This is a genomic window from Pseudaminobacter soli (ex Zhang et al. 2022), from assembly GCF_014595955.1.
Lineage (GTDB): Bacteria > Pseudomonadota > Alphaproteobacteria > Rhizobiales > Rhizobiaceae > Kumtagia > Kumtagia pseudosoli.
In genome coordinates this window covers 1-24895 of the sequence record NZ_JABVCF010000011.1, presented here as the reverse complement: position 1 = coordinate 24895, position 24895 = coordinate 1, and the positions used below count along the sequence as shown (strand labels likewise).

Annotated in this window: 22 protein-coding genes, 1 tRNA gene and 1 pseudogene; 14 read left to right on the top strand and 10 right to left on the bottom strand. The window is 61.2% G+C overall.

All coding sequences use genetic code 11. From position 1 onward, the window contains the following. Positions 1 to 118: 118 nt before the first annotated feature. The 3 genes from HUI96_RS19650 to HUI96_RS19640 all read left to right on the top strand — a co-directional run bounded on the left by HUI96_RS19650 (position 119) and on the right by HUI96_RS19640 (position 2575). On the top strand, positions 119 to 880 hold the full coding sequence (locus HUI96_RS19650) for a 3-hydroxyacyl-CoA dehydrogenase (RefSeq protein WP_188256392.1): 762 nt from the start codon (positions 119 to 121) through the stop codon (positions 878 to 880). A gap of 30 nt (positions 881 to 910) precedes the next feature. Beyond that, positions 911 to 1696: a HugZ family protein gene (locus tag HUI96_RS19645; protein WP_188256391.1), complete on the top strand. Its 786-nt coding sequence runs from the start codon at positions 911 to 913 to the stop codon at positions 1694 to 1696. A 69-nt stretch (positions 1697 to 1765) separates the two neighbouring features. After that, entirely contained in the window at positions 1766 to 2575 is an 810-nt protein-coding gene (locus tag HUI96_RS19640) for a TrmH family RNA methyltransferase (RefSeq protein WP_188256390.1), read from the top strand. Here the strand turns inward: HUI96_RS19640 and HUI96_RS19635 are convergent. Both HUI96_RS19635 and HUI96_RS19630 read right to left on the bottom strand, forming a co-directional pair. Further along, positions 2542 to 3639 (bottom strand): hypothetical protein, encoded by a 1098-nt coding sequence (locus HUI96_RS19635; protein WP_188256389.1) that lies wholly within the window; start codon positions 3637 to 3639, stop codon positions 2542 to 2544. The two genes, HUI96_RS19640 and HUI96_RS19635, sit on opposite strands and share 34 nt — an antisense overlap. A gap of 91 nt (positions 3640 to 3730) precedes the next feature. Next, a complete protein-coding gene (locus HUI96_RS19630; RefSeq protein ID WP_188256388.1) occupies positions 3731 to 4309 on the bottom strand; it encodes a DUF1134 domain-containing protein in 579 nt (192 codons plus the stop codon). A gap of 283 nt (positions 4310 to 4592) precedes the next feature. Here HUI96_RS19630 and chpT point away from each other — a divergent pair, with 283 nt between their 5' ends. Continuing rightward, on the top strand, positions 4593 to 5231 hold the full coding sequence (gene chpT, locus HUI96_RS19625; protein WP_188256387.1) for a histidine phosphotransferase ChpT: 639 nt from the start codon (positions 4593 to 4595) through the stop codon (positions 5229 to 5231). A 117-nt stretch (positions 5232 to 5348) separates the two neighbouring features. Next, positions 5349 to 5735 (top strand): response regulator, encoded by a 387-nt coding sequence (locus tag HUI96_RS19620; protein ID WP_188256386.1) that lies wholly within the window; start codon positions 5349 to 5351, stop codon positions 5733 to 5735. A gap of 88 nt (positions 5736 to 5823) precedes the next feature. On the opposite strand, the gene ctrA is transcribed toward HUI96_RS19620, so the two are convergent. After that, positions 5824 to 6519, bottom strand: coding sequence for a response regulator transcription factor CtrA (gene ctrA, locus HUI96_RS19615; RefSeq protein ID WP_188256385.1), 696 nt, complete (start codon positions 6517 to 6519; stop codon positions 5824 to 5826). A 446-nt stretch (positions 6520 to 6965) separates the two neighbouring features. On the opposite strand from ctrA, the gene HUI96_RS19610 reads away from it, so the two are divergent. After that, positions 6966 to 7343, top strand: a complete 378-nt coding sequence (locus tag HUI96_RS19610) for a flagellar export protein FliJ (protein ID WP_188256384.1) — start codon at positions 6966 to 6968, stop codon at positions 7341 to 7343. Between the two features lie 67 nt (positions 7344 to 7410). Then, on the top strand, positions 7411 to 7848 hold the full coding sequence (locus HUI96_RS19605) for a paraquat-inducible protein A (protein ID WP_337918486.1): 438 nt from the start codon (positions 7411 to 7413) through the stop codon (positions 7846 to 7848). 339 nt (positions 7849 to 8187) lie between these two features. Here HUI96_RS19605 and HUI96_RS19600 read toward each other — a convergent pair whose 3' ends face one another. Beyond that, the gene (locus HUI96_RS19600; RefSeq protein ID WP_019173843.1) at positions 8188 to 8463 is read right to left on the bottom strand and encodes a DUF1153 domain-containing protein; all 276 of its coding nucleotides are present in this window, start codon (positions 8461 to 8463) and stop codon (positions 8188 to 8190) included. A gap of 441 nt (positions 8464 to 8904) precedes the next feature. On the opposite strand from HUI96_RS19600, the gene mnmA reads away from it, so the two are divergent. Next, the gene (gene mnmA, locus HUI96_RS19595; RefSeq protein ID WP_188256383.1) at positions 8905 to 10095 is read left to right on the top strand and encodes a tRNA 2-thiouridine(34) synthase MnmA; all 1191 of its coding nucleotides are present in this window, start codon (positions 8905 to 8907) and stop codon (positions 10093 to 10095) included. A gap of 29 nt (positions 10096 to 10124) precedes the next feature. On the opposite strand, the gene HUI96_RS19590 is transcribed toward mnmA, so the two are convergent. Then, positions 10125 to 11081 (bottom strand): Gfo/Idh/MocA family protein, encoded by a 957-nt coding sequence (locus tag HUI96_RS19590; protein WP_188256382.1) that lies wholly within the window; start codon positions 11079 to 11081, stop codon positions 10125 to 10127. Positions 11082 to 11538: 457 nt separating this feature from the next. Between HUI96_RS19590 and HUI96_RS19585 the strand changes: the two genes are divergently transcribed. Further along, positions 11539 to 11615 (top strand) — tRNA-Met (locus HUI96_RS19585). Positions 11616 to 12181: 566 nt separating this feature from the next. Here HUI96_RS19585 and HUI96_RS29495 read toward each other — a convergent pair. After that, a pseudogene (locus HUI96_RS29495) lies at positions 12182 to 13192 on the bottom strand (recombinase family protein); the annotation flags it as partial. A gap of 599 nt (positions 13193 to 13791) precedes the next feature. On the opposite strand from HUI96_RS29495, the gene HUI96_RS19575 reads away from it, so the two are divergent. Both HUI96_RS19575 and HUI96_RS19570 read left to right on the top strand, forming a co-directional pair. Continuing rightward, positions 13792 to 14031: a helix-turn-helix transcriptional regulator gene (locus tag HUI96_RS19575; RefSeq protein ID WP_188256381.1), complete on the top strand. Its 240-nt coding sequence runs from the start codon at positions 13792 to 13794 to the stop codon at positions 14029 to 14031. Positions 14032 to 14033: 2 nt separating this feature from the next. Next, a complete protein-coding gene (locus HUI96_RS19570; protein ID WP_188256380.1) occupies positions 14034 to 15440 on the top strand; it encodes a hypothetical protein in 1407 nt (468 codons plus the stop codon). A gap of 17 nt (positions 15441 to 15457) precedes the next feature. Here HUI96_RS19570 and HUI96_RS19565 read toward each other — a convergent pair whose 3' ends face one another. From HUI96_RS19565 to HUI96_RS19555, 3 genes are all read right to left on the bottom strand, one after another. Beyond that, positions 15458 to 16393 (bottom strand): restriction endonuclease, encoded by a 936-nt coding sequence (locus HUI96_RS19565; RefSeq protein ID WP_188256379.1) that lies wholly within the window; start codon positions 16391 to 16393, stop codon positions 15458 to 15460. Between the two features lie 23 nt (positions 16394 to 16416). After that, positions 16417 to 20049: a class I SAM-dependent DNA methyltransferase gene (locus tag HUI96_RS19560; RefSeq protein WP_188256378.1), complete on the bottom strand. Its 3633-nt coding sequence runs from the start codon at positions 20047 to 20049 to the stop codon at positions 16417 to 16419. Positions 20050 to 20258: 209 nt separating this feature from the next. After that, a complete protein-coding gene (locus HUI96_RS19555; RefSeq protein WP_188256377.1) occupies positions 20259 to 21188 on the bottom strand; it encodes a hypothetical protein in 930 nt (309 codons plus the stop codon). Between the two features lie 130 nt (positions 21189 to 21318). Here HUI96_RS19555 and HUI96_RS19550 point away from each other — a divergent pair, with 130 nt between their 5' ends. Together HUI96_RS19550 and HUI96_RS19545 are read left to right on the top strand one after the other, a co-directional pair. After that, complete coding sequence (locus tag HUI96_RS19550; RefSeq protein ID WP_237684248.1) at positions 21319 to 21813, top strand: Panacea domain-containing protein; 495 nt, start codon at positions 21319 to 21321, stop codon at positions 21811 to 21813. Continuing rightward, positions 21813 to 22577, top strand: a complete 765-nt coding sequence (locus HUI96_RS19545) for a hypothetical protein (protein ID WP_188256376.1) — start codon at positions 21813 to 21815, stop codon at positions 22575 to 22577. The genes HUI96_RS19550 and HUI96_RS19545 overlap by 1 nt, the downstream gene beginning before the upstream one ends. A 265-nt stretch (positions 22578 to 22842) precedes the next feature. On the opposite strand, the gene HUI96_RS29490 is transcribed toward HUI96_RS19545, so the two are convergent. Then, entirely contained in the window at positions 22843 to 23817 is a 975-nt protein-coding gene (locus tag HUI96_RS29490; RefSeq protein ID WP_237684247.1) for a hypothetical protein, read from the bottom strand. Between the two features lie 399 nt (positions 23818 to 24216). On the opposite strand from HUI96_RS29490, the gene HUI96_RS19535 reads away from it, so the two are divergent. Beyond that, on the top strand, positions 24217 to 24879 hold the full coding sequence (locus tag HUI96_RS19535; RefSeq protein WP_188256375.1) for a hypothetical protein: 663 nt from the start codon (positions 24217 to 24219) through the stop codon (positions 24877 to 24879). Positions 24880 to 24895 lie beyond the last annotated feature (16 nt).

Here is a 24895-nt window from a genome sequence, read left to right as displayed (position 1 = left end):
AAGCGAGGCGGGGTCGATAATTGCGTCGACCTGGGTTCATTGCCCTGAAGGCCGCCCACGAATATTGCGAGCGTGACGGGCGGACCCTACGATCGCAATGCAACAAGCGGAGATCGGCATGAGCATCACAGGACAGAGCGCGATCGTCACCGGCGGCGGTTCGGGCCTGGGTGAAGCCACCGCGCGGCTGCTCTCCGAGCGGGGCGCGCACGTTGCGGTCCTGGATCTCGCACTCGAGCGGGCCGAGCAGGTCGCGCGCGAGATCGGTGGTGCTGCTGTCCAGTGCGATGTTGCAAGTGCGGAAAGTGCGGAGGCGGCGATCGCGCGGGCCTCGGAGGCATTGGGCCCTGCCCGCATCCTGGTGAATTGCGCAGGCATCGCCATCGGCATGAAGACGGTCGGCAAGGACGGCCCGCATGCGTTCGACCTCTTCCGCAAGGTCGTGGAGATTAACCTTCTCGGCACCTTCAACATGATCCGGCTCTTCGCCGATCAAGCCTCGAAGCTCGAGCCTTTGCACGGAGGCGAGCGCGGCGTCATCGTCAACACGGCTTCGGTGGCGGCCTTCGACGGTCAGATCGGCCAGGCCGCCTATTCGGCCTCGAAGGGCGGCGTCGTGGGCATGACCCTGCCGATCGCGCGCGACCTTGCCCGCTCCGGCATTCGGGTGATGACGATCGCACCGGGTATCTTCAGGACGCCCATGATGGCCGGAATGCCGCAAGAGGTGCAGGAGTCGCTGGGCGCGGCCGTCCCCTTCCCGCCCCGGCTGGGCGAGCCGTCCGAATACGCCGCCCTCGTCGTCCACATAGTCGAGAACCAGATGCTGAATGGCGAGACGATCCGGCTGGACGGTGCCATTCGCATGGCTCCAAAGTAGAGCACGGCCGACGGCCGATCGGAGCGTCCCATGTCCCAGACCCGAAATGTCATCCGCCCCACCGACGAGGAGGCGATCACGCTGGCCAAGACCCTGGTCAGGACGGCTCGCCATGGCGCGATCGCGGTGCTCGACCCTGAATCCGGCGGGCCGCTGGCCAGCCGGGTCGGCGTGGCGACCGACGCGGACGGCGCGCCGCTGATCCTGGTGTCACTCCTCTCGGCGCATACGAGAGCGCTGAATGCTGATCCACGCTGCTCGCTGCTTGTGGGCGAGCCCGGAAAAGGCGACCCGCTCGCGCATCCGCGCCTCAGCCTGATCTGCCAGTCACGATTGCTGCAGACGGGCACGCCGGAGCATGCGCGCGCCGAGCGACGCTACCTCAGCCGAAACCCCAAGGCGAAGCTCTATGCCAGGCTAGGCGATTTCCGGCTGTTTAGGCTCGAGCCGGAACGCGCCAGCCTGAACGGCGGCTTCGGCAAAGCCTATGAACTCAGCCGCGCCGACCTTCTTACGTCTGGCCCCGCCGTGGAGGCGCTCGCTGAAGCCGAGCAAGGGGCGGTCGACCACATGAACGAGGACCACGGCGAAGCGATCGACCTCTACGCCAGGCATTTTGCGGGAGCGGACGGCACCGGGTGGCGACTGTCCGGGATCGATGCCGACGGCATGGACCTCGCCCGTGGCGACGAGGTACGCCGGGTGTTCTTCGCCTCGCCACTTACTTCCGCCTCTGAGCTAAGGCCGGTTCTTGTGGAGATGGCCAAGGTGGCGAGGAGCGCGCACCCTCCTGGTGCAGGCGAGGGTCATGCGTGATTTGCAGCAACCTTCATTGAGCTGAGCTTCTCCGGTAACCCGCGGAACAATGCCGCCGGCCTGAGGCCCATGGACCTTATCCGCATCGACGATCCCGAAGACCCTCGCATCGCAGGCTACCGGAATATCCGTGAGCGCGATCTGGTGGGGCGCCAGGGCCTCTTCATTTCCGAGGGAAAGGTCGTGCTCGACGTCCTTCTCTCGGCAGAGGCGTTTCAGCCAAGATCGCTTCTGATCCTTGAGAACCGCGTCGCCGGACTGGCGGAAACCCTCGCGCATGTCCCGGACGATGTTCCCGTTTATGTGGCGGCGGGCCCGGTGCTGGATGCGATCGCAGGCTTTCACATGCATCGCGGCATTCTGGCCCTCGGGCAGCGTCGCGCCCCGCTCACCGCGGCCGAACTTTTGGCCAGCCTGCCGGACCGGGCGCTCGTCCTTGTGCTCTCCGGCATCTCCAACCACGACAATGTCGGCTCGATCTTCCGGAATGCCGCTGCGTTCGGCGCCGACGCCGTGTTCCTGGATTCAGAATGCTGCGACCCGCTCTACCGCAAGTCGATCCGCGTCTCAGTGGGGGGCGTGTTAAAGGTGCCGTTTGCGCGGTTCGATCGAGACGAGGAGTTCCTCCTGGCTCTAAAGGAGCACGGCTTCCGCGGCCTGGCGCTGTCGCCGCACGGCGCGCACGACATCCGCACCCTGAAGCGCCCCGACCGTGCCGCGCTCTTTCTTGGAACTGAAGGCGAAGGCCTTCCCCCGGCACTGCTCGCGGCGATGGATACGATCCGAATCCCGATCGCTGCAGGCTTCGACAGCCTGAATGTCGCAGCCGCCTCGGCGATCGCGCTTCACAGGCTTTCCGAGGCCGTGACGTCCGCCTGATCCGCCGCGGTCTTCCTCAAGGCCAGCACCCTGTCGGCAAGGCTTATCGGTCGTTCGCCGAGCTTGCCGCCCGGACCGGGCTCCTCCAGCGCCTTGCGGATCGGCGAGTCCGGCCCGTCTAGCTTCGAGGTCAGTGAGATCACCTCGGCGGCGAGGTTGTTAATCTGCTCGCGCAAGGCGGCGTCGTCTGCATGGGCAGAGCTGGCGTCCCTAGCCTTTTCGGCGCGCTTGAGATCGGCCTTCAGCTTTCGGTTTTCCCGCGTCAGGATCAGCAATCGTTCTTCGAGGCGCTGCCCTGCTTCCGATTTTTCCACTTCCTTGGAATCTCCGGCGTCTCTCAATTCGGCGATGCTGGCGGTCATGCCCTCGATCTTTTGGTCGAGTTCGGCCGCCCTCGCCTTTTCGGCATCCATCGCCGCGCGTGCCGAATTGAGCTCGCGCTCGAGTTCCTCCACCCGTTTCTCGCCCACGCGGCGTGTCTTTGCAGCCGCGGCTAGATCGACCTCCAGCTTCTCGACCTCGCTTGTCCGCTGCAGAAGCTCTGCCTGCAGGTCCACGAGTTCCAGGCTGACCTCCTCGTGGAGTTCGTTCATTTTCTCCAGTTCGCGGGTCTTTTCCTGGAAATTGCGCGTCCTCTCCTCAAATGCGCGCTCGGTCTCGGCGATCCGATTGGTGAGGGCCGCGATCTCCTCCGTCTCCCGATCATTCTCGCTACGCAACTCCTCGCCTACGGCTTCAAGGTCTGCGATGATCCGCGCCTTCTCATCGCGCTCGATCGTCAGCTGCCCGATTTCCTTGCGGGCGTGGCCGATCTCCACCAACTGGAGATTGGCGGTGTCGCGAAGTTCCTTGACCCGGACTTCGAGCCGCCGGATCGCCACCGCGAATTCGGCCCGCATGCGGTCCTTGTCGGCCTGGATCTCGTCCAGCGTCAGGGGGATGGAGGCTTCTACCCGTTTGCGCGTCAATCTGGCGGCCCGCCGCCAGACAGCAGGCGCCGCCATCAACGCCAGAAGACCGGCGCACAGGAAACCGAGAGCGAAGAAAAGGAGCGACTGGACCACGGCAACCCTGCAACGTCTTCGGAAGCATAAGGCTCCCGTGATCACTAATGCCGGATTTCACCTCGGGAGCAAGCAGTCCGTCTGATCCAAATCAGAACGGGTTCCAGGTAGCGTTGGACGTCAGCTTGAGGTAGCCCAGATTGACGCCGAGCCGGGCACCGACTCCGGTGCGGATGGGAACGAGCAGCAGGTCGCCCCTCCTCAGCACATTGAATCCCACGCCTGCCACCACATAGGCGGAACCGGATACTCCCGCGAAGCGGTCATAGACCGAGCCGACCTGGTCCAGATTATAGACCAGCATCATGATGCGCGAGCCCTGACCGCCGAAGTCGAAGCCGAGCGACGGGCCCTGCCAGTAGATCTTATGGTCGCCGGCATTCTTGGTGTAGAGCGTGCCCTCGCCATAGGTCAGGCCGCCGAAGAAGGCGCCCGATCCCTCCTCTCCGAGGACGTAGCCGTTGGGCAGCCCATAAGAGGAAAAGATCGTCTCGATGGCCGATGCCAGGCCGCCGGATGTGGCGCCGAAGAAGCGATGTCCGGAGTCGACGATCTCCTGCGCGGTGTATTCCTGGGCGATGAGCTTGCCCGGCGCGAGGCCGACAAAGCCTGTCGCCAGCAGCAATGCGGCAACGAGCCGGATCGCCCGGTCCTTGAAGCGAGAATTCATGTTCAGATCTCCGTCCGCGAGCACTCGCCGACGTCCCTGCCGCCGGCGACTCTTGGCGGCCGCTCGGCGATTCCCAACCGAGCGTATGGCGTAATCCTTTTTCAACCATTAAACGACGCCCGCCCAAGGTCGCCTGGTCGGTCAATCATACGCTCTCGCAGGCGCATTGGCCGCGTGGTTGAGATGCCATATACGGCTAGACCGTCGAAGCGCTGATTCGGGCAGGCTGGAACGGCGGTCACGCTCTGTCCGGGGACACATTTCGATCGCCGGAGATGCATTGATGGCCGATATTTTCACGCTTACGGCGGCCGACCTGGCCGCGCTCCTCTGCAGCAGGGTCTGCCACGACATCATTTCCCCGGTCGGCGCAATCAACAACGGCCTCGAGCTTCTCGACGAGGGCGGCGCCGATGAAGACGCGATGAACCTGATCCGCCAGAGCGCCCGCAATGCGTCGGCCAGGCTTCAATTCGCCCGGATCGCTTTCGGGGCCGCCGGCTCGGCCGGCATGGTGATCGACACCGGCGACGCCGAGAGCGTCGCGTCCGCGTTTCTGAAGAACGAGAAGCCCGACTTCGAGTGGAGCGGGCCGCGCTGGCTGCTGCCGAAGAACACCGTGAAGCTGCTGCTCAATCTCATCCTGATCGGCAACTCCGCCATTCCGCGCGGCGGCAAGATCACCGTCAGGATCGAAGGAACGGATACGAACCCGAAGTTCACTGTCTCGGCACGTGGGCCTATGCTGCGCGTGCCGCCGAAATTCCTGGAGCTTCATTCCGGAAATCGCGGCGAAGAGGCGGTCGACGCCCACGCCGTCCAGCCCTATTACACGCTGCTTCTGGCACGCGAAGCCGGCATGCCGATTTCAATTCATGCGACGCCGGAAGAAATCGTCTTTTCCGCGTCAAGAGCGGAGTGACGGACGAGAAAATTTTAGGAAAAACTTACGTAACCCGTTCTCCTGTTCTTTACCCGACGCACCTAGCTTCACTGCAGTCCGCAGTTCCACTGATTCCGCGGACGAGAGGGGCAGGAAATGAAACGGTGCATGTTCGTTGACGATTCAAGCGTCGTCCGTAAGGTCGCGAAGCGCATTCTGAACGGACCCGACATGATCGTCATCGAGGCGGAATCCGGCCTGGACGCTGTGGACATGTGCCAGGCCGAGATGCCCGACATCGTCATCGTCGCCTCGGCACTGCCCGATCTGCCGGCTGCCGACGTGGTCCGCAGAATCCGCTCGATTCCCAGCCCGATCGTGCCGCATATCGCCGTCTGCCTCACGGAACTTGATATTCCGACGATCATGCGGGCCAAGCGGGCCGGCGCCCAGAGTTACCTGCTGAAGCCTTTCAACCGCACACAACTCCTCGAATTCTTCCGCGCGATCAGCGAACCGAAGCCCACGGCATCGGCCGCCTGACCCGATTTTCTGGACGCTGAGAGCCTCAATACGCAAAACCCGGCATTGCGCCGGGTTTTGAACAGGTTCGGTAGCTACGAAAGGAGCCTCAGGCGCTTTCGCGCATATCCTCCGGCTCGCGCAGCACATAGCCACGGCCCCAGACCGTCTCGATGAAGTTCTGACCGCCGGATGCAGCGTCGAGCTTCTTGCGCAGCTTGCAGATGAAGACGTCGATGATCTTCAACTCCGGCTCGTCCATGCCGCCATAGAGATGGTTGAGGAACATCTCCTTGGTGAGCGTCGTGCCCTTGCGCAGCGAGAGCAACTCCAGCATTTGGTATTCCTTGCCGGTGAGGTGCACCCTCTGGCCGCCGACCTCGACCGTCTTGGCGTCGAGATTGACGATCAGGTCGCCCGTCTGGATGACCGACTGCGCGTGGCCTTTCGAACGGCGGACGATGGCGTGGATGCGGGCCACAAGCTCGTCCTTGTGGAACGGCTTGGTCATGTAGTCATCGGCGCCGAAGCCGAGGCCGCGCACCTTGTCCTCGATGCCTGCCATGCCGGACAGGATCAGGATCGGCGTCTTGACCTTCGACAGGCGCAGCGTCCGCAGGACCTCGTAGCCGGACATGTCCGGAAGATTGAGGTCGAGAAGGATGATATCGTAGTCGTAGAGTTTTCCGAGATCGACGCCCTCTTCGCCGAGGTCCGTCGTATAGACGTTGAAACTCTCGGACTTCAGCATCAGCTCGATGCTCTGAGCTGTCGCACTGTCGTCTTCAATCAGCAGAACGCGCATCTAGATCCCCTTTTCTGCTGCCGTACCGGCTTCGGCCAACCCCCAGTGCCGGAGCAGTGATTGCCTGACCCGAAGCTGACACGAAATGGTTAACAAAACCTGATTCCGCTTGGCAAGCCGCTGCCATGCTGTTCAACTTTGGGACACATACCCTTGATTCAGAACACTAAATCACCTTGGCGCGGCTGCGCCTGAACCTTAACAATCCGACGCAACCGACTCGTTCGATTCAGCTGTTGCCGGTGACCTGACCGACCCGGTTTTTTTTACCGTGCCTTAAGTCCTCAGCCCTATGATTAACAATGCCCGTAAACGAAAGGTTACCGGGCTCGGAGATTCTTAGGAATCTGTTTTCCTTCGCCGCGAGGAGGTTCGGAGCGCGGCGGGAAAGGCTGGTCCCGACGGACCGAGTTATTGCATCAAGTTTGCGTTCTGGAGTCGTGGACATGAAGTCACGTGAAAACCTGGTTCGGCTGAAGCAGTTTCAGGTGAACGAGAAGCGCCGGCAACTCTCCCAACTGGATCTGATGATCGCCGAGTTCGAAAGGATGGCTGGCGAACTCGAGGTGCAGATCGCCGCGGAAGAGAAGAAGGCAGGCATCACCGACGTCAATCACTTCGCTTATCCGACATTTGCCAAAGCCGCGCGCCAGCGGCGGGACAATCTGCGTAATTCCCAGGCGGACCTCGCCGAGCAGAGAACCGTCGCCCTAGCCTTACTTCGCGAAGCTGAAGCGGAGCTTTCCAAGGCGCAGATGCTGGAATCCCGTGACGGCAAGATCCGTGACATCGACATTCATGGCCGCAGCGCGATGATCGGCTGAGAAGCCGGCGCGAGTTGCCGGGCAGCCGCGGCTTTCCTGGAGCCGCCGGCTGCTCTATTGCGGCCTGATGTCGCCGCTTCCTTTACTGCTCTTCGCCGCAACGTTTTCGTTCGCCTGCGGCATCATCTTGCCGCTGATCCAGGTCGAGCGGTTGCTCCTTTTCACGGACGAGGCGTCTCTGATCGGCATCGTCGCTGGGCTGTGGAGGACGGGGGACAGGCCGCTCGCCGCCTTGATCGGGCTGTTCTCGCTGGTGTTCCCGGCGATCAAGCTGCTGCTGCTTCACATCGCCGCCTATTCCAAGCCGCCTCGACCGGCCATTCCCGGCTGGCTTCGAGCGCTCTCCAACTGGTCGATGCTGGATGTGTTGCTCGTCGCGCTGGTAATCTTCACGGCGAAGACCAGCGGCCTCGCGACCGCAGCCACCAAACCGGGCTTGTGGTTCTTCGCCGCCTCCGCTGTGCTCACGGCGGGCACGTCAGCCTTGGCGAGGAGGGTTCAATAGGTCTTGAACGTTCTTCCGAGCACTACCACCTTGTATGTTGTTCCTCTCAAGGAGGTTGTCCATGCGCAAGCTGCTTTTCACGGCGATCACGGTCGGAACCGTCCTCGCTCCCTACGCCGCCATGGCGAACAAGATCATCGGCAACGGCTGACGGCTGCTGGACCTCTACTCCTCTACTGAGAGCGGGCGTAGAGACGCAGCATCCAACCCGGTGCTAAAGTCAGGAAAAGTATGGATGTCGGCATTTTAGGGAGCGCGTAGACCCTCCGCGTGCACGCGCGCCAGTTGATAGGCAAACGCGTGCGGGACGGTAGTGGCGAACTCGCGGATGCCGATGTGTCAGTGCCGATATTGCTGGATGCGCGTGGTGCGCAGGCCGGCCAAGCCATATTCGTCGATCGAGGCCTGCCAGGACAGGAACTCCTCGGTCGTGAGCTTGTAACGCTGGCACGCCTCGTCAAGGCTGAGCAGGCCGCCACGGACGGCCGCCACCACCTCGGCCTTACGGCGAATAACCCAGCGCCGCGTATTGCTGGGAGGCAGATCGGCAATTGTCAACGGACTCCCGTCGGGTCCAATGACGTATTTGACACGCGGCCTCACTAGATCGGTCATCGTACTCTCTACAACTCGCAGAACCAATCGCGCCCAGACTAGCGCGACAGCTTTAAGAATTGCCTAAGCGGCGAGGTGGAGGCTAACCGGCATCTCGTGAATCCATCGTTGCTGCGCCGATGAAAATTTTAGTCTTCCAGTCCGCCGTGATAGATTCACGTTACCCGGCCTTTTCAAAAACGAACTCAGGTTAGTGCGAGCGGACGCCCCCTCTCCGCCTCGCTGCGCTTGTCCCCGGGCCGGCCTATGGGCAAACCGGAGGGCTTGGCACCGATCCCGGAACGGATCCGGATAGCCGCTTGTCGCTTCGCTCCGCACAACTCCGGATGACGCGCGTCGACGGCCGCGACCCGGGATCTCGCGGCCTGGTGTGGCAAGCCTCCCTCCTTTCGCCTATATCTTGGCCGAAAGCTCGTTGCGGAACCCCTGATGAGAATGCCGATGAACAGCCTCGACCTGCCGGGACGTCCGGCGGATACGCGCGTGGTCGTCGCCATGTCCGGCGGCGTCGACTCCTCCGTGGTGGCCGGGATTCTTGCCCGGGAGGGCTATGACGTCGTCGGCGTGACGCTGCAACTCTACGATCACGGAGCCGCCACGCATCGGGCGGGCTCCTGCTGCGCGGGCCGCGACATAGACGACGCCCGGCGCGTCTCCGAGAAGCTCGGCATCCCTCACTACGTGCTCGACTACGAGGAGCGCTTCCGCAAGGCGGTGATCGATCCCTTTGCGCAGAGCTATGTGGCGGGCGAGACGCCGATCCCCTGCGTTTCCTGCAATCAGACCGTGAAGTTCGCGGACCTGCTGGAAACCGCGCGCGATCTCGGTGCGGCAGCACTCGCCACCGGCCATTATATCCGCAGCGGCGCTAATGGCGCGCACCGCGCCCTGTTCCGTCCGGTCGATGCCGATCGCGACCAGAGCTATTTCCTCTTCGCCACGACCCAGGAGCAGGTCGACTATCTGCGCTTTCCACTGGGCGGGATGTCCAAGCCGCAGGTGCGCGAGATCGCCGCCGAGTTGGGATTGAGCGTCGCCGACAAGCAGGACAGCCAGGACATCTGCTTCGTTCCTCAGGGCAAGTATTCGGAGATGATCGCGCGGTTGAGGCCGGGTTCGGCCGAGCCTGGCGACATTGTCCATATCGACGGGCGCGTGCTCGGCCGCCACGAGGGCATTTTGCGCTACACGATCGGCCAGCGCCGCGGCATCGGCGTCGCCTCAGGCGAGCCGCTCTACGTCATCCATCTGGACGCCGACCGGGCGCGTGTGATCGTCGGCCCGCGCGAGGCGCTCGACACCCGCAAGGTTTTCCTGCGCGCTATGAACTGGCTCGGAGACGAGGATCTGGCCTCGATCGGCCCTGGTGGCATCGAACTGTTTGCAAAGGTCCGCTCGACCCGGCCGCCCCGGCCCGCTTTGCTCCGCCGCGAAGGCGCGGCCGTCTGGGTGGAACTTGCTGAGGGCGAGGCAGGCATCGCGCCGGGCCAGGCCTGCGTGCTCTATTCGGACGATTCCAACGAGGCGCGCGTTCTCGGCGGCGGCTTCATCCAGCGCTCGGAACGCAGTGCCGCAGCGGAGGCCATGCTGGAACGGCTTTCAGCCGCGCCAGCCCACGCAACAGCCGAGTAAAATCGCCCCTGGCTTTCGAGGCATAAGCCTCAGCTATGCATCACCGTACCGCCGGTGAGGATGCGCAGTACGGACACGCCTTCCTCGCCACTGGTGCGCGGCGCTTCCCTGGTTTCGATGCAGTGCAGGAAGTGCTGCAGTTCGCGGGTGAGCGGCATGCCGCCCTCGACCGGGATGTAGGTCGGCTCGTTGGTGGTGGCGAGCCACTGGCCGCTGTCTTGCCAGATCTCGTGCCTGTAGAAGGCGAGCTTGCGCTCCCACTGTTCGACATCGTCGAAGACCGCCATGGCCTTCGTTCCCACGACGGTCAGGCGCCGCTCGCGATAGGGATTGAGCCGCGAGGCGAAGAGATGGCTGCGCAGGCCGCTGGGAAACAGCATGTGCAGATGGGCGAAGTCGCTGAGCCGGTCGAGCACCGCTGCCCCCTCCCCTCGCACTTCGCAGGGAGCCTGGCCGGTGATCGCCAGGATCATGGAGAGGTCGTGCGGGGCGAGGTCCCACAGTGCGTCGTTCTCGGTGTGGAATTTTCCGAGGCCGAGCCGGTGCGAGTGGATGTATTTCACCTCGCCGAGTTCGCCGGCCTCGATCAGTTCCTTCAGCCGCTCGAAGGCGGGATGGAAGCGCAGCACGTGGCCAGTCATGAAGATGCGGCCGTGCCGCGCGGCGGTGTCGACCGCCCGCTGCGCGTCGGCAACCGTCAGCGCGATCGGCTTTTCGACCAGCACGTCCTTGCCGCCCTCGACCGCCCTGATGGCGTTTTCGGCATGGAACTGCGGCGGCAGCGCCATCACCACGGCATCGACGTCGTCGCGTCGGAAAAGCTCGCAAGGGTCGATCGCAAGACAGTCGTGCTCGACGCCAAACCCTTCGGCGCGCGCGGCATTGGCATCGGATACTGCGTGCAGGACTCCGAGGCCCTTCAGCGTGCGGACGTGGTTTGCGCCCCAGTAGCCGCAACCGAGGACAGCGATACGTGGTTTGGTCAATTCAGGATCTCAGGGCGGCTTGGCCGGGGATTGTAGGTCGGGCAGACATAACCAGCGCCCGCTGCGAACTCAAGGCTGCGTTCTGCACGTTTGTTTTCAGTCGAAAACGGTCGGTAACCGGCTGTGCAGGATTGGCGGCCTGTCGTTCGGTCCATCGTGAATGCAACGGAGTGCGCGCGAGCACTCCGAAGCCTCATTCGAGCCAGCACCGCTTGCGCGACCGCATCTTGAGCGGACGGTCGGCGGCCTACGGCGCTACGACCAGCCGACTTCAACCCAAGCTTCAGACGCCCAGAGGCCAGACGAGAAGCTTCAGAGCCGCCGCCGACCTGGCGGGGGGAAGCATAAGACGCCATGGTGCTGAGGATTTGCTGTACCATCGCTTGACAGGCTTGGTCCGGCCCCCCTATACCGCCGCTGCCTTCGAGACGCGCCGCAGCGGTCGCTCTCGCATCGGGGCGGAGTAGCTCAGTCGGTTAGAGCAGAGGAATCATAATCCTTGTGTCGGGGGTTCGAATCCCTCCTCCGCTACCACCGTTAACAACACCGAGGCTGCCGAAGCCTTCCGCGCCCACCAGAGCGTTGAGTTTCCCCTGTATTTTGACGCCTACCCCGCCTTCACGGTTCGGGTAGACGATGACGCTATCGACCAGTTCCCGAAGCCCTCTGGCTCCTGAACTGTTGCCGTCGTCCATACCGGCCTGAAGCTCCTCCCGCAACTGCGCGAGCCTGATCTCGTATTGCCCAAGCGCCTTGTCGTGCAGGGCCACTACGTTGACTTCCTTCGGAACGTCTAAAAGCTCACGCTCCAACTGCTGTCGCTCTGCCTTGAGGTCCTGAAACCGTCCCTCAAGATCGGCATCGGTCAGCAGCCCTTTGGCGTAGCCATCCACCATGCGGTCGATCTCTCGGGTCTTCTCCGCGATCTTTCTCGATAGGCTCCCGCGACGTCGCTCCGAAGTCGCCACGAGACGCTTCCTTGCCTCGATGTACGACGCGATGAACTCGGTGACCTCATGGGGGCTGCGAAGTTCACGCAGCAATGTCTGGATCACCAAGTCCTCGACCGTGTCGAGGTAGCAGGTCTTGGGATCAGGACAGGTGCCGCTTTCCCGTGCCGCTGAGCATCGGATGCGAACTCTACCAGACTTGTCCTTCCCGCTCGTGGTCATCCCGGACCCACAGACAGCACAACGTAGCAACCCCGAGAGAATGCGCTTGGGCCTGCGCTGCATTTCGGGCTTCTTTCGAGTAGTAGCCAGCCGAAGGGTCCGCACGCGGTCATAGAGATCGTCTGACACGATCCGAAGGTGCGCGGCGGTGGTGCGATGCCAGTCCTGCTCCGCGTTGATCCGTGAGACGCGCCTGCCCGTTTCAGGGTCCTTCACCATTCGTACCTTGTTCCAGACGATCTGCCCGACATAAAGCTCGTTGTTCAGGATGCCGTTGCCGCGCTGTGCGTTACCGTTGATCGTGGAAGCGTTCCAAGCCTTGCCACGCGGCGGGGGCGCATGGTCGCGGTTGAGGCCCCATGCAATCCGCCGAGGCGAGTTCCCATTCAGATACTCGCTGAAAATGCGCCGGATGATCTCCGCTTCCTCTGCGACGACTTCAAGGTGGCCAGTCTGACCGGGCACGGGGCGATAGCCATACGCTCGTCCTCCCGCACTACGCCCTTCGCGGACAACACCGAACATGCCGCGCCGGACCTTCTTGGCGTTGTCCAAACGGTACATGTGGCCGATCAGCCCCTTGAGGCCGACTACGACTTCATCGACCGGACCCGGCCCATCGTTCACCGCCCGGATTTCGATCCCCGCGAACTGGAGCCGTTTGTGCAGACCCGCCAAGTCCTCCATGTCGCGGGACAGTCGGTCCAGCGCCTCCACTATCACCACGTCGAACTGCTTGGCTCGGGCCGCCTGCATCAAGTCGAGAAGCCCGTCACGGCCGATCATGGACCCGCCAGAGCGAGCTTCATCGGCAAACGTCCTGACGACTTCTATGTTCTCGCGTGCCGCGTACTCTCGGCAGTATGCGAACTGGTCCGATATGGACCGAGGGTCCTGTAGGTCGGTCGAATACCTCGCGTAGATTGCCGCGCGCACCATCGTTACTCTCCACCGTGCTCCTGACGATGGTCATCCACTGCGGCTCGCTCCGCAAGATAGCGGGTGATCTTTCGGAGTGACTTTCGAGCTTCAGCTATCGTATCAGGTTGCACGACGCGAACCGGCTCGTTCTCGTTGTCACCGCCGCGAGGAGCAAAGGTGGATCGTCGCTTGTTGAGGATTAGGACCACGCGAACTCTCCTGCATGAAAGAGTATGCGCAACTGACTGGCGCGCATTTGCAGGCGTCCGCTTGGCTACTCGCGGTCCGACGGCTCCAACATCGATGAGGAGCACTTACTCAACAGCCTCTCCATGCTATTCAGGTTGCCCGCCAAGTCAAACCGCTCACCTTCTGTCCCCGCGAACAGGAGTGAGAAAAGTTGGTAAAACACTTGCAATCAAATTCACTCGGAGCCGTTTTTCCCCGCTATTCACAACGTAACCCATTGCTACCAAAGCGCCCAACTTATTGTCGGCTGAGGCCAGATGTTGCCACTTGATTTTTTCCGCGTTCCTCGGCCAGCTAAGAGCGCTTGATTGAGACATACATCGGAGCGGTAGCATCATCCGCATCGAGCGCCCTACCGGAGCCTCGATATGCCGATCAAGAAACCCAACCAGACTTTCCTTGTAGCCGAACAGCGCATCGCAGCCCAACAAGCTGAAGAGCAGGTCAACCCACGGCTCAATGTGGAACAAGCTGCCCGCTATCTCGGCGTCAGCGTCTCGACCCTCAACCGATGGCGGGGTGAGGAAGTCGGACCCGAGTGGACCAAGCGAGGCGGTCGAGTTTGGTACTACGCCAACGCCTTGGACACCTTCGCCAAGGGCAACTGACCATGACCGTTGACTTGGCCATGAACCGCATCAGTGCCGAGGTCGGAGCTGCCATCCGGCGACGGGTTTCCCAAAACAGCGACACAGCCAGCCAGTTCAGCGTTGAGCAGGTCCGCATCCTACGCAAGGCACAGAAGGTCCACCACAAGCAACTGAGGGCGCTCCGGGCGGCGATAGCCAAAGGGAAGCCGAAGGCGGTCAGCGCTGCCAAGGAGCGCCTTCTGTCAAGTTTCGCCTCCAAGCTCATGGCAGTCGTGCGAGCGACCGCGAAACGCGGGGGGCCTGTAGCGTTCGAGACGCTGGGGACGTGGGCAAACAGCCTAAGCTTGGATCACTGCTACTACGAGACCGTCATCGTCCACCCCCAGCCTCATGGGCAGTCGTGGCGTCCCGTCTGTACCACAGGCTTGCGCCGTCGTGCCCAACAGCTCATGGTCCGGGACCTGCTGCTGATGACGGTGGGGGACAATCCCTATGACAGCACGGTGTCCGGGATGGGCGGGGAAACCAGACTATTTGCAGACATCAAGCAGGCGATTTCCGAGGGGTACTACTACTGGGCCAGCCTCGATGTTCGCGATTTCTTCCCGTCCCTGAGACCCGGACACCTTGCAGGCTTTCCACTCTCGCAGTGGATCGTCGGGAACATCGTGTTCCTTCCTGCGAATGTCCCGATCAGGTTCATCGACCAGCGAACTGGCATCGATCTCACTGACGATGTCATCTTCAACGGGGATGACGATGATCAGCCTGTGTGTCCCTCCTATACGTTGGGTACGCTCAGGTCGAAGGTCAAACAGGTCCGGCAGGGCCTCATACAGGGCGACGTCTGTGCTCCGCAAATCGCGCGCACGGTCTTGGGGCGGGAACTCCAGCACGCGCTGGGGAAACGGGACGTGGTCTACGGCAGTCACCTTGACGACGTGGTCATAGGTGCGCGCTCCCGGTCGGCGCTAAAGGCGTCCATCAAGGCCCTGACCTCTCGGCTGGCAAGCCTCCCTGCCGGACCACTTGACCTGAAACACGACAGCATCCGCGATGTGCGCGAAAGCGCCTACTTCCTTGGGTATCGGATCACCCGCCGCGCTGACGGCACCGTCTATGTCCGACCGGGGCTGGATCGCTTCAACCGATTTCGTACCCGTTTGCGTCAGCGGCTTGAGAACTCGACCGCCATCACGAAATCCGAGTTGCTGGAGATCGCGGTGGGCTATGCGCGACAGTGGTTCGGGTCTCACCCGGCATGGGATCGCAAACTCAGCGACAGCGACCCTGACGCGGGGCAAAGCTGGGACTTTGTTTGGTCGGAAGTCCTCGTCTGCGTCAATCAGGTGATCCACGAGGAGTGGAGTGCAGGATCGCTGCCATGGACGGAAGCCGACATCGACTTCGATCTGCTCGCCGCATGAGGTCGCGCCCGCCTCTCCTACTCCTCCGCAAAGAAGTCTTCGTCCAGCCTCTTGAACTCGATGGCCCGGCTGACACGCACTCCGACCCCGTGCTCGATCATGAGGTCGGCGAGCTGCCGCCCGTCGATCAGTATGACGCGCTGGGACAAGTGCTTGACGAAATCGCGAGCCTGCGGGCTGAACGTCGAGGTCGTGACGAAAACGCCCTTGGTTGCCCCCAATCCCACGAGGCTCCCGACGAATGCCTGCACATCCGGGCGACCGATGGAGTTGGTGGCCGCGTATCGCTTGGCTTGCACGTAGACGCGATCCAGCCCGAGCCGGTCCTCGTTCACCACACCGTCAACGCCACCGTCGCCCGAACGTCCGAGCTGGGCAGCAGCACTCTTGTGGGAGCCGCCATAGCCCATGGCGACCAGAAGATCGACAATCAGGCCCTCGAAGAATGCGGGACTGTTCTGCCCGATCCGGTCGAGCAGGTCTGCCCTCAACGCGGCAACCACGGCTTGGTAGGCGGCTTCGATCTGCTCCTCCGGAGTGACACTCGCGCTGTCCAGATCGCGGCCCTCAGTCTCCCCGCGACTGCTGTCGGTGTCCGTCCCGGCGGTGTTGCTGGACTTGTAGAAATCCCTGAACTCGGGGCGCTTGAGCAGGAGCTTCACGTCCACCCGTTCCGGGTTCTGTGCCAGCAACGCCCTGCCTGCCTCGGTCGCGACGAACCGGCCACGTGCGGGTGAGGCGATCAGACCTGCCTTGCTCATGTAGAACTTCGCCCAGTGAATACGATTGTGCAGCACGCGCTGACGACCACTCGGCAGAAGCTCCTCCCGCTCCTCAGCCGTCAGTCCAAGGTCGTCCGCGATACGGTCCTCGACATCGGCGACACGCTTCTCGCCTTCAGCCGCGAGGCGGAGGACCGGCAGCATCAACGATTGATAGTCTGGGATCGGCAACTCTACTCCTCATCCCCTGCCTGCTATCTCGGCAGGAAGTATCGCCGCTGGCCCTCATGCTCGCCGGTGCGGGCAAGACCGGTAGCGACCAGCGTCTCAAGAACCTCGGCGATGCGGTCCCGGCGCTTTGAGGTGTTTCTGCCGTCGAAGACGCTGGCGATTGCGTCAGGTGGTGCTGGCGCTGGTGCCTTGGCGAGGAGGTCGCGCACCAGCCTGATCTGCTCCAGCCCATCCGAGGGCCACTTCGGACGCTCGGCGCTCGCGGGCAGGTCGATGCCGAGGGGGCCGACATGCTCTCCCTCGGCCTTCGGTGCCTTCACGCCCAGCTTCGGCTTCTGGTAGTCGGGACGGAGCCAGCGCACGACGCCCTTTCTCTCCTCCGCCGCCCGCTCCTGATTGAGCGCGACAAGACGCGACAGAAGCTGCTCCTCAGAGCGCTCTTGTGCTTCCGTCTTGTACGGAGACGGCAGCGTTGCACCCGGCTTGCCCACCAGTTCGAGGATCAGGTCTTCCCATCCATAGGCAACGAACACGGCGCGGTCGATGTCATCGTGCATTTCCTTGAGGACAGAGATCAACCCAGCCTGATGAATGTCACGCTCGGCCTCCGATAAGGGGGGCACGTCGCAACCATTCTCCAACTCCCGAAGTCGCTCCAGTGCGCTGTAGAGGCCGGTCATGGTCAGGAAGGAATGCTGTGCCAGCCGCTCTTTGCGGAAGGTATCGAGCCGCTCACCGAGTTCACGCAACCGCTCCTGCTGTGCGAACAGCGGATTACCGGACGCCAATCTCGGATCGACCGCCAATGGAAATGGGAAGGGATCGAAGGTTCGCGACTTCGAGTACCGCGGATCGTTCCCGACACCCAGCCAACCGCCCGTAGCGATTGCCCACGCGACGTTTAGCCGTGATGAGAGAACCGCTAGGTGCTCGGCAGTATCCAGTCCGATGCATATGAGCATGTTGTCCGGTCTGATGCTGGCGTCGAGGAACTGGAATGTGCGGTGGCGTGTCGTCTCAACAGTGGCGATGTAGCGGGGAAGTCGCTCCAGAGTTGGGCGGAAGTCCTTTCTTGGCTCGCCAAACAGCCACCAAAAATCTTTGTAGCTCGCTCTGTTGTTGTGGTCGCGTTCCGGCTTCACGTTGTCGAGCACATGCTGGTAGACCGCTGGGAAGCGTGCACTCACCTCCTCAATTTCGAGGGGATAGAGGTCTATGACCATGACGCCACGCGGACGCTGCGCGATGTCACGCCCGTTTCGATAGTGAAGAATATGCCGCTCCAACCCGTCGACCGTCCCCAGCCCCAACCCCTTGGCCTGTGAAGGCGTAACGATGAAACCCGCACCGTGGAGCTTCACGCCGGGACTTGAGACTAGTTCGTTCGCGAAGAGGGCCTTTGCAGATGCGAGGTCGGCCCCAATCGTGAGGTTCGCACGAACCTTCCCCTCACGCGCTTCCAACCCGATCTGCGGTGTGTCGGTGTTCAGTCCGGCCTCGGAGACCACTTCCGCCAGCACACCCTCATGGTCGCCTTTCTCAGCGACTGTCATGGCGATCCGCACGGCGGCCTTGTCGGATGCCTTGAGCCACGGATGGTTAGGGATCGCGAACACGAGTGAGAGCGGCTCCTTGGCCGCTATGTGACGCTCGATGACCCGCCGCGAGAAGGTCTGCGTGATCGAATTGGTGGTGATGAACCCGAAGCGCCTCAGCGGGTTCGTTTGCCCACTAATCGGCTTCCATAACAGTCGGGTCGCGGCCTCGTCCCAGAAGTGCATGACGAAGTCCGCCCCGCCCGGGACGTGAGGTCGTGCTGCCCAGCATGCTTCCGCATAACCGTCGCCCAACTCGGCACGCATGTCTTTGCCGCCGATGAAGGGCGGGTTGCCGACGATGAACTCGACCTCCGGCCACGGCGCGCGCTTGGGGTTCACATAGGAGTAGAGTGGCACTTGCGCGTTGGGGTCAGGCACTTCCTCCCCGGTGATCGGATGCAGCTTCTTCGTGACGCCATCCCATCGCGACAACGGTCGGCCCTGAGCGTCCCGCAACAAGTCCTGACGGTCATAGGTAATCACCGCGTCCTGCTGCCGGATGGTTCCATAGGCATGCAGGATCGGCTCGGTGATTGAGGAGAGGCCCGCCGTCTTGAGTTGCCACTTGAGGTAGCCGATCCACAGCACGAGGTCGGCAATGGGCACCGCGCGCGGGTTCAGCTCCAGCCCGTAGAACTGACGCGGGCTCACGGTCTCACCTTCCATCGCGAAGCGCCTCTGGTCCTCACCGAGACCCTCCAGCGCCTCCAGAACCTCGCCCTCAAGCCGCTTCATCAGTTCGAGGCTGACATAGAGGAAGTTGCCGGTGCCGCAAGCCGGGTCCAGCACCCGCGTCGTACAGAGCTTGTGATGATAAGCCTTCACGGCGGCCAGCGCGCCCACGTGGTCGCCTTTGTCGCGAAGCTCCTTCACTTGCCCCTGAACCAACTCCCAATCAGCCCGGAGCGGTTGGATGATGGTCGGCACGACAAGGCGCTCAACATAGGCACGGGGGGTGTAGTGTGCTCCGAGCTTCGACCTCTCCCTTGGGTTAAGCGCCCGCTCAAGCAAGGTCCCGAAGATTGCTGGTTCGACATCAGACCAGTCCTTACCCGCAGCGATCCACAACTCGTTGATGTCGTCTCTGTCGAGCGGAAGGGCAGAGCGGTTCTTGAACAGTGATCCGTTGAACTTCTTCAAGGTCGCGTTCAGGTGCGGCGCGTAACCGCCACCATCCATAACGCTCCACAGGCTCTCCAGCGCGGCCACGAAATGTTCGGGCGTGTCCTTCATCTGCCCGAGCAGCTTGTGGAAACCTTTCTCGGGAATGAGCTTCACGTCTTCCGCGAACATCGTGAACAGGCACCGCATCAGGAACTCGGCCACGTCCTTCGCGTCGTGCTTGCCTTCGAGACGTTTCGCGATCTTTGCTAGTCGCTCGGCGATGTCGCGCGTGACCTCGGCTGAAATGCGCGTGGGGTCGAGCGACAGCGGGTCGGTCCAGATGGCCCGCAGCCGCGCCTGCACCTTCGCATCGTGGAGGTCGTCCATGCTGATCCGGTAGGACTGACGGTCTGGGAAGTGAGCGTAGTTCTTCCCCTGCCCGGAAAAATCGGCATAGACCTCGATCACATGGCCGACATCGACCACGAGGAGGAAGGGCGGGTAGCCGTGCTCGACCGGGAGAGCGCGGGCGTAGTCTTCGGCCTGCCTGCGGGCTGCGAGCATGACCTGATCCCAGCCGCGTGTTCCCCGCTTCGCCTGTCCGGGCTTCCGCTGGGTCGCATCTTCCGGGAGGAGGTCAAGCTGAGAAGGATGGACCTTGGCACCCAGCCGTTTCCCCGACTGCTTCCCTTCGAGAATGAAATGTCCGCGCCGGTAGCAGTCGATCCGCCCGGCGGTGCGTGAGCCGTCCGGGTGTTTGAAATCGACCCGACGCTCAAACACGTAGTCGTTTCTCTCGTTCTGCTCCTGCGCCATCGCCGGGCGCTCCAGCCCCAGCGCCTCGCACAATCCGAGAATGAACGGCTGGAAATTGGCCAATTCCGACCCGCCAGAGGCTTGCGCTTCGGTGATCAGAGCTTCCAGCTTTTGGGTATTGGTCAGACACTCCCCCATGAGCCCAAATTACTCAGGGTGAATGCGATGACAATCAGAAATTGAACGCTGGCGCCATCAAAACGAAATCGTTTGCACTGGTTTTGCAAGAGAATGCTGAAAACAGCTATTCGTTGTCAGGTGAAATTACGCAGAACGAACGGCGATAGATGCTCGTTGGACGGGAAGGACGTGCGGACGCAGCTTAACACCAAGGCGAGAGCTTGACGCTACTGCGCAGCTATGGAGTGGACCCCACCTATCCCTTGCATTTGCATAGCTACCGGGCGGAAGACACGAGTGATCAGGAGCCTTTTGAGACGACCTGTGCTGCTTTCAAAGCGGAAGGCTGAGAACTGAATTTCTCCGTCTGGGCTAAATCGATCCCTCGCGTTCCGTTGCAAGCTCTGAGTAACGGCCTGCACGCTTAAGGGGTCACGGCACCCCTCTGCGAGGTCGAAGGGAATAGGCCGATGTTCATCGTGGAGATACACACGGCCCTTGAATGTGTTGATGTTGTAACTGCTGACCCGACCTGAATTTTCCACCGGCTGCTCGACTTGTGTAGTCAGGTTCACATAGTCGAATGTGTCGGCGTCCATTTCTGCAAGGCGCTTAGTTGCTCGCCGATATGTAGAACTCAAATTCGCTGTGGTCGCGGTCTTCGATGCATAGATGGGCCGGTGCATCTCCTTGATCGAACTCTCGCACTTCTCGATGAGCGCATCGACTTGTGACTGGGTGATTTTCGGCGCAATGGCCCGTCTATGTCGCTGCGCATCCTCATACTGTTGGCCGAGGGTTTTGTCGAAATCGACGTGAAAGCCGAGGGTCTCGTTGATGACGTAATCATAGGCCGATGTAACGAGATGCCCGATAACCGTATCTCTTGGTGCAGTGCCAAGCTGATGTGCTCCAGCCATGATCATTCCAACGGTGGTAACGACCTTCCAACTCCCCTGTTCGGGTGATTTGATAAAAATCCGAGCACCTTTCAGCGCCGGAGCCTGCACGATGATCTCGCCATTGAGGACAAGGTGCGTGGTTAAGGCCAGTGACCGCTGGAACCCAGTGAGCGCATCCGCTGCGTCATAAAAGTCGAGTTGGTTGTCGTCAGCTTCGTTGCCCTCAAACGACAGAGCGAATTTCACGCTGATCATAGCTTTCCTCCCACCCGGCGGCGAAGGTAAGGCGGGCTCGACCAGTTGTCACGCCTCCTGCCAGAGGCCCGCTACTGTCTTGGGGAAATCGCTCCCTCGGCGTTGTGAACAAAACAGGAATTGCTTAGCTATGCGTATGGCCTATGACGTAAGGGCAGTTGCCAACTATGTGCTGGATGTTGCGGATGGCGAAGGGCGGGGCATCTCCAACCTCCACATCAACAAGATCGTCTACTTTCTGCATGCCGACTTTCTGGCGACATTTTCGCGCCCCCTCGTAACCGCGAAGATCGAAGCTTGGACCCACGGTCCAGTTTTTCGTGAGCTATATCACCAGTTCAAGGCATTCGGAGAGAGCTACATCGTCTCCCGAGCAACGTGCATTGATCCACAAACGGGACAGCGTATCACTGCATCGTGCGATCTGACCGCGGAAGACGAGACTTTTCTGAACTCTATCCTGCCAAAATACATAGCCATGTCGCCCGGCGCTCTGGTGGCACAATCGCACGTAAGAGGCGGGCCATGGGACACGACGTGGAACCACGACAATCGAGCTAACCCCACCATGAAAATCTCGGATGATCTGATCCGGGAATGGTATCAGAAGACGGCGAAACACTGATGGCAAAGGACTACGCAAAGATCATTGCCAAGCTCGACCGTCCGCCTGCTGGACCCAACTGGGTTCGCTTCATAGGAGCGGACCTTCCTTCCACAACGAAGTCGATCTTGTCATTCGCGAAGGGCATCCCCCAGTTCACTTACCAGACTGGGTATGCGGCGATCAAAGACCGCATCCAGCTAGGCATCGAACTTGAGACGGCACTCGGGATCGTGAGACATCGCGGCTCGCCCGCCGGTAAAGTCCAAAATGAAGAACTCGTCAGGGCGTTTTACGCTCATGACGATGAACGCGGCTATGCTGCGCGGAACCCCATCGACTTTGAGCGGGGTCATTTCTTGGTATCGAGAGAGGTGCAGGTTCCTGTTGCTCCGCTATCGGTCATCCGCGAGCGCGGAACCTTTTTGCCGATCTTTGTCTGTGGTTGGAGCACACTGTCGCTGACCCTAATGCAACGCCGCCTACTGGTCACAATCTGTGAGGATGCCTTTCTCTCGCTGACCGATTACCAGAATGGTCCGGCTGAGTATCTGTTCTTCCCGAAGGATGGCGAGAAGGTGCGCTCAGCGGAGACATGGCAACGAGGCGACTACGAGCAACTTTCCGGGGGTCAACTTGCCGATTGCATAGAGATGTTCTTAGAGGCCCGAGATGAGGCACGCCGGGTTTTAATGGAAGAGTGGCATCGCGAGCGTGAGCGCGGAGAGGCTGCATCGACCACGGTTCATGCGGAGATGGACGATCTCTTCACGCCGAAAAAATAGGAAATGTGAGTAGCGCAACCACAGTAGCGGATAGCCAAAGACAAAATCCGCTGGCCCCAGTGGCTACTCGCCACGGCTCTGACGAGGGCGTCGTTGGAGGCTTCAAAAATCCGACAAGCCTGCGATGACGACCCGGCTATGGGAGCACTCCTGAGCTACTAAATGTAAAGCGTATCGGAGGTTAGAGAACTGACCTGCCGATGCTCTACATCGTCAGGCCGGGCGTCACCAATGCCGACCCCCGATCAAAGCTGCGCCCCCCGGATCACGCCCGGTGCTTCAATCCGAAGTTCGACTTCCAGCCTGCGAAAATCTCGGGCACTTGATCCACTCGATAGTATCGCTCCGCAGCCGTCTTGCTCGTCGGCTTGTCTCGGCGCGCCAGACCCTCTGCCACCAATCGGGGGATCACATAGATTGTGCGGTCGCAAAGCTCCTCACCGGGGAGCAGGACAATCGCGAGCCAGTCGAACTCGTCATAGTCGTTGTAGCCGACATATGCCGCACCGCGCTTGAATGTTCTCGACTTGACTGAGATACGCTGCGCACTTCTATCAAGGGGCTGGGCGATCACATCGTATCCGGGCCAATTGTCAGGCACCTTCAATGCGGGCACCCCCGCTAAGGTTAGCTCTGCTGCGACCAACATCTCGCAAGCGTCGCCCATCTGTTTCGTCGTGTACTGCCTCGCGGAGCCAGAGACGAAAGCAACAGTTGCTTGTTCACGCAGCCTGTTCCGACGCTCGATGACGGCGGCTCCTGCACTGTTGCGATTGGATAGATCGAGCGTGATGTCCGGGCAGTCGCAATCCCTTGCGAGGCACTCATAGGTCGCCACAGCCCGTGCTGTCATCGGCACGCCCACCGCGTTGGGATTGGGCAATGCGTCTATCAATCCGAAGTAGGCGGAATAGCAGGCGCGACCCGTATCAACCTGAATAGTCAGCCAAGCGGGAACAGCATCATAAAGGCTGGCGGCTCTACGCACCTTCTCCGGGAAGATGTTGTAGCTGCCATTGAGCGCACCACTCTGCCGAAACTTGTTGCGCGCCTTGACCGAAATCAGAAATCGCTCGCCATGCCGCTCAGCCAGAAAATCGCCCCCGGCGTGGTTCGGAGCTTCGACGTTGAGATCGACTACCTCTCTGAACCCCGCCTCTTGCAACAACCCCAAAGCCAAACTTTCTGCGAGGTCCCCCAGCTTCTTGGTTCTCGTTAAAGAAGGACTTGTCACATTCATTTTCCATGCTCCATTTGGGCAGGAGGACAGTCGATGTTTTCATTCTTGCACGGAACCAATTGCCATGAACTGAACGCGAATGTTGAAAATTGGCGGGGCATTAGTCACTGGATAACTGCCTCCCAGCACCCGAGAGGACTGCGCCAGCGGCATTGTTCGTGAACATGTCACCGTCGCGGATGTAGCGGGCCAGCATCGTATCGGAAGCGTGTCCCGTCTGCTGGCGTATCTTCCACGCGCTCGCGCCCGCCATCGCGGCACTCGTGGCTAGGCTTGGAAAATCCGCTGACATCGCACTGATCAGAAACGAACAGTTTTTCCTTTCGACTTACCAGTTCTTTCAGCGTCCGCCGGTAGCATCGAGCATGCCTTTGAACATCACCTCGGTGCTCAACCCTCATGGGCCGCGTCAAGGAACGATACAACCGCCGCGCTGCCGAGCAGCGTTTCCACCCTGTCTACCAGCCCGTCGCTGGTGACAGGTGCATCTATTGCGGAATGCCGAGCCACGGAAAGCTCGACCATCAGCCGCCCGTCTATGTCCTGCACAGGTTCGCAGATGGCGGGCTGATCACCAAGAAAGCGATCCGAGAACGGTTCGGCGAATGCAAGCTCGTACCTTGCTGCACGATCTGCAATATGGGGCTAGGCGCATTTCACGGTCGCGATGACAATGAGCGCAGACGAGAGATAGCCAACTGGTTTCTCGTGGACGACCGTTACCCGGAAGACCATTTCGTCATGGAACTGGGGCGGCAACTGCTTGAGAAGCGACTGCAAGGGAAGCGCGGGGGCGAGATTTACGAGTTCCCCGGCGTGGGCCGCGTCATCTACCTCAATGCCCTGTTCGGTTTCATCGACGGAGACTTCAATTGCCCCGAGGAGTTTCCTACTTGGTTGCAGATCGCACAGACGGAACTGTCGGAATGGCTTGGGGCAGAACCCAAGCGGAAGTCTAAGTACTTCTTGGATATGGCGAACCTCGCCAGCTACGATCTGGTTGTCAATCGGCGCGCAAAACTGACCCCTGATCGGCGTCCAATTTTGACCCCCTTATTGTAGGGCGACGGTGAGCGCC